The 15,109-nt window shown below is 75.6% G+C and carries 1 protein-coding gene; it reads right to left on the minus strand.

Translation table 11 applies throughout. The annotated features are described in order from the left end of the window. Positions 1 to 7: 7 nt before the first annotated feature. Positions 8 to 14,821, minus strand: a complete 14,814-nt coding sequence (locus tag ACZ514_RS26170; RefSeq protein WP_469125815.1) for an SDR family NAD(P)-dependent oxidoreductase — start codon at positions 14,819 to 14,821, stop codon at positions 8 to 10. Between the last annotated feature and the right edge of the window lie 288 nt (positions 14,822 to 15,109).

Consider the following 15,109-nt stretch of genomic DNA (forward strand, 5'->3'; position numbering starts at 1 on the left):
CCGGGGATCAGGAGACCCCGAGCTCGTTCTGGATGAAGTCGAGTACCTCGTCGGCCGAGGCCGACTGGAGCCGGTCCGCCACGTCCTCCCCGCCGGCGGGTGCCGTCGGCACGGAGGCGGACGCCGCCGCCTTCCAGCGCTGGAGGAGTTCCTCGATGCGGCCGGTCACCTCGTCGTGTCCGGGTGCCTCGGGGTCGGCGGCGAGCACGGCCACTTCGAAGCGGCCGAGTTCGGCGAGCAGGTCGGCGCCGGGGGCGGCGGCTGCCTGCCGGGGCACCAGCTCGTTCAGCAGGTGCTTGGCGAGCGTGCCGGCCGTCGGGTAGTCGAAGATCAGCGTGGGGGGCAGCCGCAGTCCGGTGACGGCCCCCAGCCTGTTGCGGAACTCGACGGCGGTCAGCGAGTCGAAGCCGAGTTCCTTGAAGGTGCGGTCCGCGCCGACGGCGGCGGGCGCCCCGTGTCCGAGGACGGTGGCGACGTTGGTCCGCACCAGGTCCAGCAGCAGGTGTTCCCGTTCCGATTCCGGCTGGGCGGCGAGCCGCCGGTCCAGCGGCTCGGCGCCCCCGTCGACGGCCGGTCCGGCGATGCGGCGGGCCGGGGCGCGTACGAGGCCCTTGAGCACGTCGGGCAGGGAACCGTCCCGGGCCGTCCCGCGCAGTCCGGCCAGGTCGAGCCGGACGGGGGCGAGCAGCGGCTCGTCCTGGCAGAGGGCGTCGTCGAGGAGGGCCAGGCCCTGCTCGTTGGTCATGGGCAGGAAGCCGGACCGGCCGAGGCGGGCGAGGTCGGTGGTGTCGAGTCCGGCGGTCATCCCGCTGGATTCGGCCCAGTGGCCCCAGGCGAGGGAGACGCCCGGCAGTCCGTGGGCGCGCCGGTGCTGGGCGAGCGCGTCGAGGAAGGAGTTGCCGGCCGCGTAGTTGGCCTGTCCCGGGTTGCCGAGGACACCGGCCGCCGACGAGTAGAGGACGAAGGCGGTCAGGTCGAGGCCGCGGGTGAGTTCGTGCAGGTTGACGGCGGCGTCGACCTTGGGCCGCAGTACCCGGGCCAGCCGGCCGGCGTCGAGCGAGCCGAGGACTCCGTCGTCCACGACCCCGGCGGTGTGGACGACCCCGCGCAGCGGCCGGCCGGCGGGGATCGCGGCGAGGAGATCGGCCAGCGCGTCGCGGTCGGCGGCGTCGCACGCCACCACCTCGGCCGTCCCGCCCAGCTCCGCTATCTCCGCGACCAGTTCGGCCGCTCCGGGCGCGTCGGGGCCGCGCCGGCCGGCGAGCAGCAGGTGCCGCACCCCGTGCTTCGTCACCAGGTGTTTGGCGACGAGTGCGCCCAGGGTTCCGGTGCCGCCGGTGACCAGGACCGTGCCGTCGGGGTCCCAGCCCTGCGGAACCGTCAGCACGATCTTCCCGGTGTGCCGGGCCTGGCTCATGAACCGGAACGCCTCCGGCGCCCGCCGGACGTCCCAGGCACGGACCGGCAACGGCCGCAGCACACCCGCCTCGAACAGCCGGCCCAGCTCGGCGAGCATCTCGCCGATCCGCTCCGGACCGGCCTCCATCAGGTCGAAGGCCCGGTAGCGCACGCCCGGGTAGGCGTGGGCCACGTCCTGCGGGTCGCGGACGTCGGTCTTGCCCATCTCGATGAAGCGGCCGCCGCGCGGCAGCAGCCGCAGCGAGGCGTCGACCAGTTCCCCGGCCAGGCAGTCCAGCACCACGTCCATGCCCCGGCCGCCGGTCGCGTGCGTGAACCGCTGCTCGAAGGAGGTCGAGCGGGAGGACCCGTAGTGGGCTCCCTCCAGCCTGACCTGCCGGCGCAGTACGTCCCACTTGGCCTCGCTGGCCGTGCCGAACACCTCGGCGCCCAGGTGGCGGGCCAGTTGGACGGCGGCCATGCCCACGCCGCCGGCCGCCGAGTGCACGAGGACGCGTTCCCCGGCCTCCAGCCCGGCCAGGTCGACGAGCGCGTAGTAGGCGGTCAGGAACACCGCGGGCACGGACGCGGCCTGCTCGAAGGACCATCCCTCGGGCATCCGCGCCAGCATCCGGGCGTCGGCGACGGCCACCTCGCCGAACGCGTGCGGGACCATGCCCATCACCCGGTCGCCGGGGACGAGGCGGGTGACGCCCGGGCCCGTCTCGGTGACGACGCCGGAGGCCTCGCTGCCCAGGACGATCTTGTCCGGGTACATGCCGAGCGCCATCAGGACGTCACGGAAGTTCAGGCCGGCGGCGCGGACCGCGATCCGCACCTCGCCGGGGGCGAGCGGCGCGGCCGCCTCCGGGAACGGGGTGAGGGCCAGGCTCTCCAGCGTGCCGCCGCCGGTGGTGTCGAGCCGCCAGTGCGGGGCGTCGTCCCGCGGCGGGGCGAGCATGGCCCCCGCGTCGGCGCGGGCCAGGCGCGGCACGAGGAACTCCCCGTCGCGGACGGCGATCTGGCTCTCGCCGGTGGCGACGGCCGGGATCACCGGGGCCTCCTCGACGGCGGTGTCCGTGTCGATGAGGACGAACCGGCCGGGGTTCTCGGCCTGCGCGGAGCGCACCAGGCCCCAGAGCCCGGCGTGCGTCAGGTCGGTGACGTCCTCGCCCGGACGGGCCGCGACCGCGCCGCGCGTCGCCACGACCAGGCGGGACGAGGCGAACGCGGGCTCGGCGAGCCAGTACTGGAGCGTGCTCAGCAAGGCGGCGGTGGCCTCCCGTACGCCGTCCGCCCGTACGGCGGTCCGCGTCCGGGCGACCGGCAGCAGCACCGCGTCGGGGGCGGGGGCGCCGCCCGCGACGGCGGCGGCCAGCGACTGGAGGTCGGGGTGGGCCGGCAGGCCCGCCCCGTCCGGGTCTCCGGACGGGGAGCCGAGCACCGCCCAGTTCAGCTCTGGTGCGTCGGCGGCGGTGGCCGTCGTCCAGTCGACCCGGTACAGGGCGTCCTGGTCGGCCGACCTCGCCCGGTGCAGCTGGTCGTGGGAGACCGGCAGCAGGGTGAGGGAGTCGATGGTCGCGACCGGCATTCCGGCCGGGTCCACGACGGTGACCGCCACCGCGTCAGCGCCGGCGGGCACGAGGCGGACCCGTACGGCCGAGGCCCCTTCGGCGTGCACGGTCACCCCGCTCCAGGCGAAGGGCAGCCGCAGACCGCTGCCGGCACCGGACGCGACGTCGAGCAGCATGCCGTGCAGGGAGGCGTCGAGCAGGGCCGGGTGCACGCCGAACGCGGCGGCCTCCTCCTGCCGGGCCGGGTCGAGGGCGACCTCGGCGTAGACCTCCTCGCCGGACCGCCAGGCGGCCTTGAGGCCCTGGAAGGCGGGCCCGTAGGAGTAACCCGCCTCCGCGAGGCCCTCGTAGAACCCGCGCAGGTCGACCGGCCGGGCTCCGGCGGGCGGCCACACCGCGAACTCGGCGCCGCTCGGCGCGGGCCCGGCGGCGGTGAGGGTACCGGTGGCGTGCCGGGTCCACGGCAGGGCCGCCCCGGCGCCTTCCGGCCGCGAGTGGATCACGACGCTGCGGGAGGCCGATTCCCCGTCCGGGGCGCCCACGGCGATCTGGAGTCGTGCCGCGCCGCGCTCCGGGAGCGCGAGCGGGGCTTCCAGGGTCAGCTCTTCCAGGCGTCCGCAGCCCGCTTCGTCGCCCGCGCGGAGCGCGAGTTCCACGAAGGCGGTGCCGGGCAGCAGGACCGTGCCGGCCACCGCGTGGTCGACGGCCCACGGGAGGGTGTCGGCGGACAGCCGGCCGGTGAGGACCAGCCCGTCGCCGTCGGCCAGGTCGACCGAGGCACCGAGCAGGGGATGGGCGGCGGAGGTCAGACCGAGTCCGGCCGCCGCGCCGTTCGCGGTACGGGAGGGGGCGAGCCAGAACCGCTCGTGGTCGAAGGCGTACGTCGGCAGGTCCACCCGGCGGGCCGGGCGGCCCGCGAGGAGCGGGGTCCAGTCCACGGGGAGGCCGCGGGTCCAGGCCGCGGCGAGGGCGCCGAGGAAGGCCTCGGGCTCGGGGCGGTTCTTGCGGAGGGCGGGGACGAGCAGCCCGGAGAAGGCCTTGGGGAGGGATTCGCCCGCCATGGCGGCGAGGACGCCCTGCGGGCCGAGCTCCAGGAAGTGCCCCACGCCCTGCGCGGCGAGGTGGGCGATGCCGTCGCCGAAGCGGACGGCGGACCGGACGTGCTCGACCCAGTAGTCCGCGGTGAACGCGGTGATCTGCTCACCGGTGAGGTTGGAGACGACCGGGACGGACGGGGCCGCGTACTCCAGCGTCTCGGCGACCTCGCGGAACGCCTCGAGCATGGGCTCCATCAGCGGCGAGTGGAACGCGTGCGAAACCGTCAGCCGCTTGGTCTTGTGACCCCGTGCGGTCAGCTGCGCGGCCACGGCCAGGACTGCCGCCTCGGCGCCCGAAATCACCACCGAAGAGGGCCCGTTGACCGCCGCGATGTCCACCTCGGCGGACAGCAGCGGGCGTATCTCGTCCTCACCGGCGCGGACGGACACCATCGCACCGCCCTCCGGCAGGGCGCCCATCAGCGCACCACGCGCCGCCACCAGACGCGCCGCGTCCGCCAGGGACAGCACCCCCGCCACGTGCGCGGCCGCGATCTCACCGATCGAATGACCCGCCACGAAGTCCGGACACACACCGAAGGACTCCACCAGCCGGTACAACGCCACCTCGAGCGCGAAAAGCGCCGGCTGCGTGAACTCCGTGCGGTGGACCTCGTCCCCGCCCCCGAACACGATCTCCTTCAACGGAACGTCGAAGTGGGCGCACACCTCGTCGAACGCGGCCGCGAACACCGGCTGGGCGTCGTACAGCTCACGCCCCATGCCGGCGCGCTGCGCCCCCTGCCCCGAGAACAGGAAGGCGACCCGCTCGCCGGTGCCCGTGAGGCCCTGCGTCACGCCGGGTGCGCCCGTGCCCTCGGCGAGGGCGCGGAGTCCGGCCGCGAAGCCGTCCCGGTCCTCGGCGAGCACCACCGCGCGGTGCTCCAGCGGCGACCGGGTGGTCAGCAGCGCGGTGGCGACGTCCGCGGCCTGCGCGGAGCCGTCCAGGCCGAGCAGCCGGGCGGCCTGGCCGCGCAGGGCGCCGGCGCTGCGCGCCGAGACCACCCACGGCAGCAGCCGGGCGGGCTCCTGCTCCGTGGCGGGCGCGGGCTCCTGCGGCCCCTCCTCGATGATCACGTGGGCGTTGGTGCCGCTGATGCCGAACGAGGAGACGCCGGCGCGGCGCGGCCGGCCCGTCTCCGGCCATTCCACGGCCTCGGTGAGCAGCTCCACGGCGCCCGCGGACCAGCGCACCTCGGGGGTGGGCTCGCCGACGTGCAGGGTCTTCGGGAGGACCCCCTCGCGCAGGGCCATGACCATCTTGATGACGCCCGCGACGCCCGCGGCGGCCTGGGCGTGGCCGATGTTCGACTTCAGCGAGCCGAGCCACAGCGGACGGTCCCCGGGCCGGTCCTGGCCGTAGGTGGCCAGCAGGGCCTGCGCCTCGATGGGGTCTCCGAGGGTGGTGCCGGTGCCGTGGGCCTCGACGGCGTCCACGTCCTGCGGGGCGAGTCGGGCGTTGGCGAGGGCCTGGCGGATGACGCGTTGCTGGGCGGGGCCGTTGGGGGCGGTGAGGCCGTTGGAGGCGCCGTCCTGGTTGGTGGCGGAGCCCCGTACGACGGCGAGCACCTGGTGGCCGTTGCGGCGGGCGTCGGAGAGCTTCTCCAGGAGGAGCACGCCCACGCCCTCGGCCCAGCCGGTGCCGTCGGCGTCGGCGGAGAAGGACTTGCAGCGGCCGTCGGCGGCCATGCCGCGCTGGCGGCTGAACTCGACGAACACACCGGGGGTGGCCATGACGGCGACGCCGCCGGCCAGTGCCATCGTGCACTCGCCCTGGCGCAGGGACTGGGCGGCCAGGTGCAGGGCGACGAGCGAGGAGGAGCAGGCGGTGTCGACGGTGACGGCCGGGCCCTCCAGTCCGAAGGTGTAGGCGACGCGGCCGGAGACCACGCTGCCCTGGGTGCCGGTCAGGCCGTATCCCTCGACGCGCTGCGGGTTCTCCTCGACGCGGAAGGCGTAGTCGTGGTGCATGGCTCCGGCGAAGACGCCGGTGCGGCTGCCGCGCACGGTGTCGAGGTCGAGCCCGGCCCGCTCGAAGACCTCCCAGGAGGCTTCGAGGAGGAGCCGCTGCTGCGGGTCCATGGCGAGGGCCTCGCGCGGGGAGATCCCGAAGAGGACGGGGTCGAAGTCGCCGGCCCCGTAGAGGAATCCGCCCTCGCGGGCGTAGGTGGTGCCCAGCCGGTCGGGGTCGGGGTCGAAGAGGGTGGCGAGGTCCCAGCCGCGGTCGGTGGGGAAGCCGGCGACGGCGTCGCGGCCTTCGGTGACGAGCCGCCACAGGTCCTCGGGTGAACCCACCCCGCCGGGGTAGCGGCAGGCCATCCCGACGATCGCGATCGGCTCGTCGGGGGCGTGGGCGGGTGCCGGGGCGGCCGCGGCCGGCTCGTCGGTGCCGGCGGCCGCTGCTGCGTCCGGTGCGCCGAGCAGCTCGGTGAGCAGGAAGCGGGCGGCCGCGTTGATCGTGGGGTGGTCGAAGACGAGGGTGGCGGGCAGCCGCATGCCGGTGGCGGCGCCGAGCTGGTTGCGCAGTTCGACGGCGGTGAGGGAGTCGAAGCCCAGTTCCTTGAACGCCTTGTCGGGGCGGATCGCCGACGGGTCGGCGTGGCCGAGCACCGCGGCGACCCGGCCGCGCACCAGGTCGAGGAGTTCGCGTTCCCGCCCGGCACCGTCGAGGGCGGTGAGGCGGCGGACCAGCGAGGAGACCTCGGCCTCCGGGGCGGCCGCCTCGACGGCGCGCCGGGCGGGGGTGCGGACCAGGGAACGCAGCAAGGGGGGCAGCATGCCCGCGGCGGCGCGCGTGCGCAGGGTCGCCGCGTCCAGGCGTACCGGGACCAGCAGGGGCTCGCCGGGGGCGCGCAGCGCGGAGTCGAGCAGCGCGAGGGCGTGGTCGGAGGCCAGCGGCAGGATGCCGGCGCGGGCCATCCAGCCGAGGTCACCGTCCTTGAGGTGGGCGAGCATGCCGCTGGACTGCTCCCACAGCCCCCAGGCGAGGGCGGTGGCGGGCAGGCCCTGGGCGTGCCGGCGGTGGGCGAGGGCGTCCATGAAGGCGTTGGCGGCCGCGTAGTTGGCCTGGCCGGGATTGCCGAACACACCGGCGATGGAGGAGAAGAACACGAGTGCGGTGAGGTCGAGGTCGCGGGTCAGCTCGTGGAGGTTCCACGCCGCATCGACCTTGGGACGCATCACCGCGTCCAGCCGCTCCTCGGTGAGCGAGGCGACGAGCCCGTCGTCCAGCACACCCGCGGCGTGGACCACGCCCCTCAGGGGACGGTCCGCCGGGATCCCCGCCAGCACCGAAGCCAGCGCCTCCCGGTCCGCCGCGTCACACGCCACGACCTCCACCACGGCACCCGAAGCCCGCAGCGCATCAGCCAGCTCCACGGCGCCCGGCGCATCCGCACCACGACGGCCCGCCAACACCAGCGAACGCACCCCGTGCTCCGACACCAGATGCCGGGCCACCAACGCACCCAGCGCACCCGTACCACCGGTGACCAGCACCGTCCCCTCCGGATCCCACACCACGCCCCCGCCGGACACAGCACCGGCCCGGACCAGGCGCGGGACGAGCAGGGAGCCGTCGCGGACGGCGATCTGGGGTTCCCCGGTGGCGAGCGCGGCGGTCAGGCCGGTGCCGCCGCTGTCCCACGGGTCGAGGTCGACCAGGACGAAGCGGTCCTGGTTCTCCGTCTGGGCGGAGCGCAGCAGACCCCACAGCGGGGCGTGCACGAGGTCGATGACGTCCTCGCCGGCGCGTACGGAGACGGCGCCGCGCGTGACGACCACCAGCCGGGCGGCGGCCAGCCGGTCCTCGGCGAGCCAGTCCCGGACGAGGCCGAGGGCGGCGGCCGTCGCCGCGCGGGCGGCTTCGGCGGTCGGGGCTGCGTCGGTGTCCGCACCCGTGGCGGGTGCGCAGGAGAACACGACCGTCGAGGGAACGGCGAGCCCCTGGTCGAGGGCGGCCGTGAGGTCGGCGAGGCGCGGGTAGGCGGCGCCACCCAGCTCGGTCCGGTCGGGGAGCGCGCCGGCGTCCTCGGTCGCGGGAACCGCCGACCACTCGACGCGGTGGAGTCCGTCGCGGTGTGCACCGCGCAGGGCTCCCTCGGCGACGGGCCGCAGTACGAGCGACTCGACGCGGGCCACGGGGCGGCCTTCGGCGTCGGCAACGTCCAGCGCGACCGTGTCGGTGCCGAGGGAGGTCATGCGCAGGCGGAGGGAGGCGGCTCCGGTGGCGTGCAGGGACACGCCGCTCCACACGAAGGGCAGCCGGACGCCGGAGTCCTCGCCGCGGGCGGCGCGGACGAGCTGCTCGGCGTGCAGGGCGGCGTCGAGGAGGGCGGGGTGCAGGCCGAAGGCCGCCGCCTCCTCGCGCTGCCCGGCATCCAGCGCCACCTCCGCGTACACGGTCCCGCCCTCGGCCCAGGCGGCCTTGAGGCCCTGGAAGGCGGGACCGTAGCCGTAACCGGCCCCGGCCGCCCGCTCGTAGAACCCCTCCACGTCCACCGGCCGCGCACCGGCCGGCGGCCAGACCGCCAGGTCCACGGCCGGGACCGGGGCGGCGGCGGGCGCCAGGAAGCCGTTGGCGTGGCGGGTCCAGGTCGTGTCGGTGTCGGAGTCGTCGGGCCGTGCGTAGACGGCGACGGAGCGCCGGCCGGATCCGTCGGGGGCTCCGACGGCCGCCTGGACCTGGACGGCTCCGCGCGTCGGGAGCACGAGCGGGGCTTCGAGGGTGAGCTCTTCGAGGTGCGCGCAGCCGGCCTCGTCGCCGGCCCGGACGGCCAGTTCGACGAAGGCGGTGCCGGGCAGCAGGACGGTGTCCAGCGCGCCGTGGTCGGCGAGCCAGGGGTGGCTGCGCAGGGAGATCCGGCCGGTCAGCAGGAAGCGGTCGCCGTCGGCGACCCGTACGGACGCGCCCAGCAGCGGGTGCCGGGCCTCGGCCAGGCCCGCGGCGGACACGTCGGCGCCGCCGGTGTCCGGGGCGTCGAGCCAGTGGCGTGCGCGCTGGAAGGGGTAGGTGGGCAGCTCGGTCGCCGCGTGGGCGCCGGAGCCGGTGAGGACGGAGGTCCAGTCGACGTCGACGCCACGGGTCCAGGCGGTGGCGAGGGAGGTGTAGAACCGGGCCAGGCCGCCCTCGCCACGGCGCAGGGTGCCCGTGGCCAGGATCTCGGCGCCCGCCGCTTCGGCCGTCTCCACCAGCCCGTACGTGAGCACCGGATGCGCACTCGACTCCACGAACGCCCGGAAACCCTCCGCCAGGAGGGAACGGACCACCGGCTCGAAGGAGACGGGCCGCCGGCAGTTCTCGTACCAGTAGGCCGCCGTCAGCTCCGAACCCTCCAGGACCTCCCCGGTGACCGTGGAGTACAACGGGACCGAACCCGTCCGGGGCTCCACGAAACCCAGCAGGTCCAGCAGCCGCTCCTTGAGGCGGTCGACCTGGGCGCAGTGCGAGGCCACCGTGGAGGGGATGACCTTGGCCCTTACCCCCTCGGCCTCCAGGGCCGCGACGAGTTCCTCCAGCGGGGCCACCTCACCGGCCACGGTGCACGTACCCGGACCGTTGATCCCCGCGATGGAGAGCGCGTCCCCGTACGGGGCGAGCCGTTCGCGGACCGCGTCCGCGCCCAGCGACACCGAGGCGACCGCGCCGTTGCCGACCAGCTCGTCGGCGAACAGCTGCGAGCGCAGCACGACGACCTTCGCACCGTCCTCCAGAGACAGCGCACCCGACACCACCGCGGCCGCGATCTCACCCTGCGAATGACCCACCACCGCGTCCGGCACCACACCCGCCGCACGCCACAACTCCGCCAACGACACCATCACCGCGAACAGCACCGGCTGGAGCACCTCGATACGGGAAAGATCACCCTCCCCGCGCAGCACCCCCTCCACCGACCAGTCGACATGCGCCTCCACCGCCGCCGCGACCTGCGCGAACCGGGACGCGAACACCGGCGACGAATCCAGCAGCTCGACACCCATCCCGGCCCACTGCGACCCCTGACCCGGGAACACGAACACCGTCCTGCCGCCCGCGTCCGCCACACCGGACACCGGCGGGGCCTCCAGACCGGCCAGCAGTTCTTCGCGGGTGGAGCCGAGCACGGCCGCCCGGTGGCCGAAGACGGAGCGGTGTCCGGCGAGGGCGGCGGCGACGTCGGGGGCGGGGGTTCCGGGGTGCTCGGCCGCATGGGTGCGCAGCCGGGCGGCCTGCTCGCGCAGGGCGTCCTCGGTCTTGGCGGACAGCAGCCACGCCACGGGGCCGGCGGCGGGTGCCGCCTCCGGCCCGGGCGATGCCGGGGCCGGGGCTTCCTCGAGGATGAGGTGGGCGTTCGTACCGCTGATCCCGAAGGAGGAGACGCCCGCACGGCGCGGGTGGCCCGTCTCCTCGGCGGCGGGCCACGGGCGGGCCTCGGTGAGCAGTTCGACGGCACCCGTCGACCAGTCGATGTGCGGGGAACGCTCTTCGGCGTGCAGGGTCTTGGGCAGGACGCCGTGGCGCAGGGCCAGGATCATCTTGATGACGCCCGCGACCCCCGCGGCCTGCTGGGTGTGGCCGGTGTTGGACTTGAGGGAGCCGAGCCACAGCGGCCGGTCCGTGTCGCGGCCCTGGCCGTAGGTGGCGAGCAGGGCGTGCGCCTCGATGGGGTCGCCGAGCCTGGTGCCGGTGCCGTGCGCCTCGACGGCGTCGACGGTGTCGGCGGTGACGCCCGCGTTGGCCAGGGCCTGGCGGATGACGCGCTGCTGCGAGGGTCCGCTGGGGGCGGTGAGGCCGTTGGAGGCGCCGTCCTGGTTGGTGGCGGAGCCCCGGATGACGGCGAGCACCTGGTGGCCGTTGCGGCGCGCGTCGGAGAGCTTCTCCAGCAGCAGGACGCCCGCGCCCTCGGCCCAGCCGGTGCCGTCGGCGTCGGCGGAGAAGGACTTGCAGCGGCCGTCGGCGGACAGGGCGCGCTGGCGGGTGAGTTCGACGAAGAGGCCGGGGGTGGGCATGACGGTGACGCCGCCCGCCACGGCGAGGGTGCACTCGCCCTGGCGCAGGGACTGCGCGGCCAGGTGCAGCGCGACGAGCGAGGAGGAGCAGGCGGTGTCGACGGTGACGGCGGGGCCCTCGAGGCCGAGGGTGTAGGCGATGCGGCCGGAGGCGACGCTGGGCGTGCTGCCGGTCATCAGGTAGCCCTCGGTGGACTCCGTGCCCTCGTGCAGGCGCGGGCCGTAGTCCTGGAAGGTCGCGCCGATGAACACGCCGGTGTCGGTGCCCTTGAGGGCGAGGGGGTCGAGGCCGGCGCGTTCCAGGGCCTCCCAGGAGGTCTCCAGCAGCAGCCGCTGCTGCGGGTCCATGGCGGCGGCCTCGCGCGGCGAGATGCCGAAGAAGGCGGGGTCGAAGAGGGTGGCGCCGTCGAGGAAGCCGCCGGCGCGCACGTAGTGCGTGCCGGGCCGGCCCTCGGGGTCGTAGAGGCCCTCCAGGTCCCAGCCGCGGTCGGTGGGGAAGGGGCCGGTGACGTCCCGGCCGGCGGTGAGGACCTCCCACAGGGCCTCGGGCGAGTCGGTGCCTCCGGGGAAGCGGCAGGCCATGGCGACGACGGCGATCGGTTCGTCGGTGGCCGCGGCCCCGGTGCGGCGGGCGGCCGCGGCCGGGTCGGCGGAGTGGCCGAGGGCGCGTTCCACGAGGTTGCGGGCGAGGGCGACGGGCGTGGGGTGGTCGAACAGCAGGCTGCTGGGCAGGGCCAGTCCGGTGCTGCGGGTGAGGCTGTCGCGCAGTTCGACGGCGGTCCAGGAGTCGAAGCCGAGCTCGTGGAAGGTCTCGCGCAGGTCGATGTCGCGGGCGTCGCCGTGGCGCAGGACGACCGCGATGTCCGCGCGGAGCAGGTCGAGGACGGCCCGTTCGCGGCCGGCGGCGGGGAGCGCGGCGAGGCGGGCGCGCAGGGCTCCGGCATCGGAGTCCGTCTCCGCACCCGGGCCGTCCCCGGACGCGGACGCGGAGGCGGACGCGGAGGCGGGCGCCGGGGCCGTCACCGGGGCCGTCACGGGGGCGTCGGGCGCCGCGTCGATCCAGTGGCGGCGGCGCTGGAAGGCGTAGGTCGGCAGGTCCAGCCGGGGAGCCGGGCCGGCCGCGCCGAGGAGGGTCTCCCAGCGCAGGTCCGGGGCGGCGCCCAGGGTGTGCAGCCGGGCCAGGGCCGTGGTGAGCGACTCCGGCTCGGGCTGCTTGCCGGTACGGACGACCGGCACGAACGCGGCGTCCTCGCCCGCGCACTCGCGTCCGGCGGAGGACAGGGCTCCGTCGGGGCCGAGTTCCACGTAGGTGGTGACGCCGGCGGCGTCCAGGGCGCGGATGCCGTCGGCGAAGCGGACGGCCTCGCGGACGTGGCGCACCCAGTAGCCGGCGGTGCCGATCTCCTCGTCGGTGACGATCCGCCCGGTCAGGTTGGAGACGACGGGGATGCGCGCCGGAGCGTAGGAGACGGAGGCGGCGACGGTGCGGAACGCCTCGAGCACGGCGTCCGTGTGCGGGGAGTGGAAGGCGTGGCTGACCGGAAGCCGCTTGGTCTTGCGGCCCTGCGCGGCGAAGTGCTCGGTGAGGGCGTCGACGGCGTCCTCGTCGCCGGAGACCACGACGGAGCGCGGGCCGTTGACGGCCGCCACGCACACCCGGTCGGTGCGCCCGGCGAGCAGCGGCGCGACCTCGGCCTCGTCGGCCTGGAGGGCGGCCATGGCGCCGCCCTCGGGGAGGGCGTCCATGAGGCGGCCGCGGGCGGCGACGAGCGCGGCGGCGTCGGGCAGGGTGAGGATCCCGGCGACGTGCGCGGCGGCGAGTTCGCCGATGGAGTGGCCGACGAGGAAGTCGGGGCGGACGCCGAGGTGGCCGAGGAGCCGGTGGAGGGCCACCTCGAAGGCGAACAGCGCGGGCTGGGTCCAGGCGGTGCGGTCGAGGAGGGCGGCCTCGTCGGTGCCCGGCTCGGCGAAGGCGATCTCCCGCAGCGGGCGGGGCAGGTGGGCGTCGAAGGCGGCGCACACCTCGTCGAAGGCGGCGGCGAACGCGGGCTGCGCGGCGTGCAGTTCGCGTCCCATGCCGGGGCGCTGGCTGCCCTGCCCGGAGAAGAGGAACGCGGTGGCGCCGGAGCCGGCCCGGCCGCGGACGAGGTGCGGAGAGGGGGCAGCGGCGGCGAGCGCGTCGAGTCCCGCGGTGAGGCCGGTGAGGTCCTCGGCGAGTACGACGGCCCGGTCCTCGTGGGCGGTACGGGTGGCGGCCAGGGCGTGCGCGAGGTCCGCGGCCGTCCCGGTGTGGGTGGCGGCGTACGCGCTGAGCCGGGCGGCCTGGGCGCGCAGGGCCCGTTCGCCGCGGCCGGAGAGCGGGAAGAGCAGCGTCCGGCCGGTGTCGGGGGCGGGCGCGGGAGCCTCGGCGGGGGCCGGGGCCGGGGCCGGGGCCTCGGTGAGGACGACGTGGCAGTTGGCGCCGCCGAGGCCGAAGGAGCTGACGCCCGCGACGAGGGGGCGGGCGGGGTGCGGCCAGGGGCCGGCCTCGGTCTGTACGCGCAGCCGCAGCGCCTCGAGGTCGATGGCGGGGTGGGGGGTGCGGTGGTGGAGGCTGGCCGGCAGTTCGCGGTGGCCGACGGCGAGGGCGGCCTTGATGAGGCCGGCGATGCCCGCGGCGGCCTCGAGGTGGCCGATGTTCGTCTTGGCGGAGCCGACGGGCAGCGGGTCGGCCGCGTCGCGGGCCGCGCCGAGGGCGGTGCCGAGCGCGGCGGCCTCGACGGGGTCGCCGACCGGGGTTCCGGTGCCGTGCAGTTCGACGTACTGCACCTCGGCGGGGTCGGTGCCGGCGGCCTCCAGGGCCCGGCGGATGACGTCGGCCTGGGCGGTGGGGCTGGGCACGGTGAGGCCGTCGGTGGCCCCGTCGTGGTTGACGGCGCTGCCGAGCAGGACGCAGTGGACGCGGTCGCCGTCGGCGAGGGCCCGGTCGAGGGGCTTGAGCAGGACGAGTCCGCCGCCCTCGCCCCGGACGAAGCCGTTGGCGCGCGCGTCGAAGGTGTGGCAGCGGCCGTCCGGGGACAGCGCCCCGAACCCGGCGGTGATCTCGGAACTGGCGGGGGTGACGCGCAGGTTGACGCCACCGGCGAGGGCCAGGTCGGCCTCCCCGCTGAGCAGGGCCCGGCACGCCAGGTGCACGGCGACGAGGGAGGAGGACTGGGCGGTGTCGACCGTCAGGCTGGGCCCGTTCAGGCCGAGCGTGTAGGAGACCCGGTTGGCGATGACGCCCCGGTTGAGCCCGGTGAAGGTGTGCTGTCCGGTCGCCGCGCCGCCGGAGCGGCGTACGAGGTCGGCGTAGTCGTCCCAGATGGCGCCGACGAACACGCCGGTGCCGCTGTTCTTGAGGGTGCCCGGCAGGATGCCGGCGTCCTCCAGTGCCTCCCAGGCGAGTTCGAGGACGAGCCGCTGCTGCGGGTCCATGGCGGCGGCCTCGCGCGGCGAGATGCCGAAGAACCGGGCGTCGAAGGTGTCGACGCGGTCGAGGTAGCCGCCGCGGGCGGCGGCCGGGCCGGCCTCCGCGGGGACGACGTCGCGGCGCGCCTCGGGCGCGTCGGTGACGGCGTCCGTTCCGTCGCGCAGCAGCCGCCAGTACGCGGCGGGGCCGTCGGCCCGCGGGAACCGGCAGGAGATGCCGATGACCGCGATCGGTCCGGTGGTACGGGCGGGTGTACCGGACTCCTCCGGAGCCGCCGTCGTCTGCCGTGCCGGATTCAGCGGGTCAGCCACGATCTCCCCCTTCGCCTGTTTGCCTGATGCGTCTTCAGGGATCCGCCGGGCGCGCGGGCGGACCGAGGACCGGGGGAATTCCGTGCAGACCGTCGAGACGCTGACGTCCAGCTCTAAAGGTCGGCTAAAAACAGCTCCTGGTCACCGGACCGCCGGGCCGCTAGGGGCGGCTAGGGGGCGGAGCAAGGGTTACCGCCCGCCTCGGTCTCCGAGAACCATTGCTGAATGTCCCATTCGAGCATCCCGCGGTGAATGCATTTCCCGTACTCTCCCGCGCTTTCTGCCCAC

The sequence above is a fragment of the Streptomyces sp. NPDC034086 genome (genome assembly GCF_055575515.1).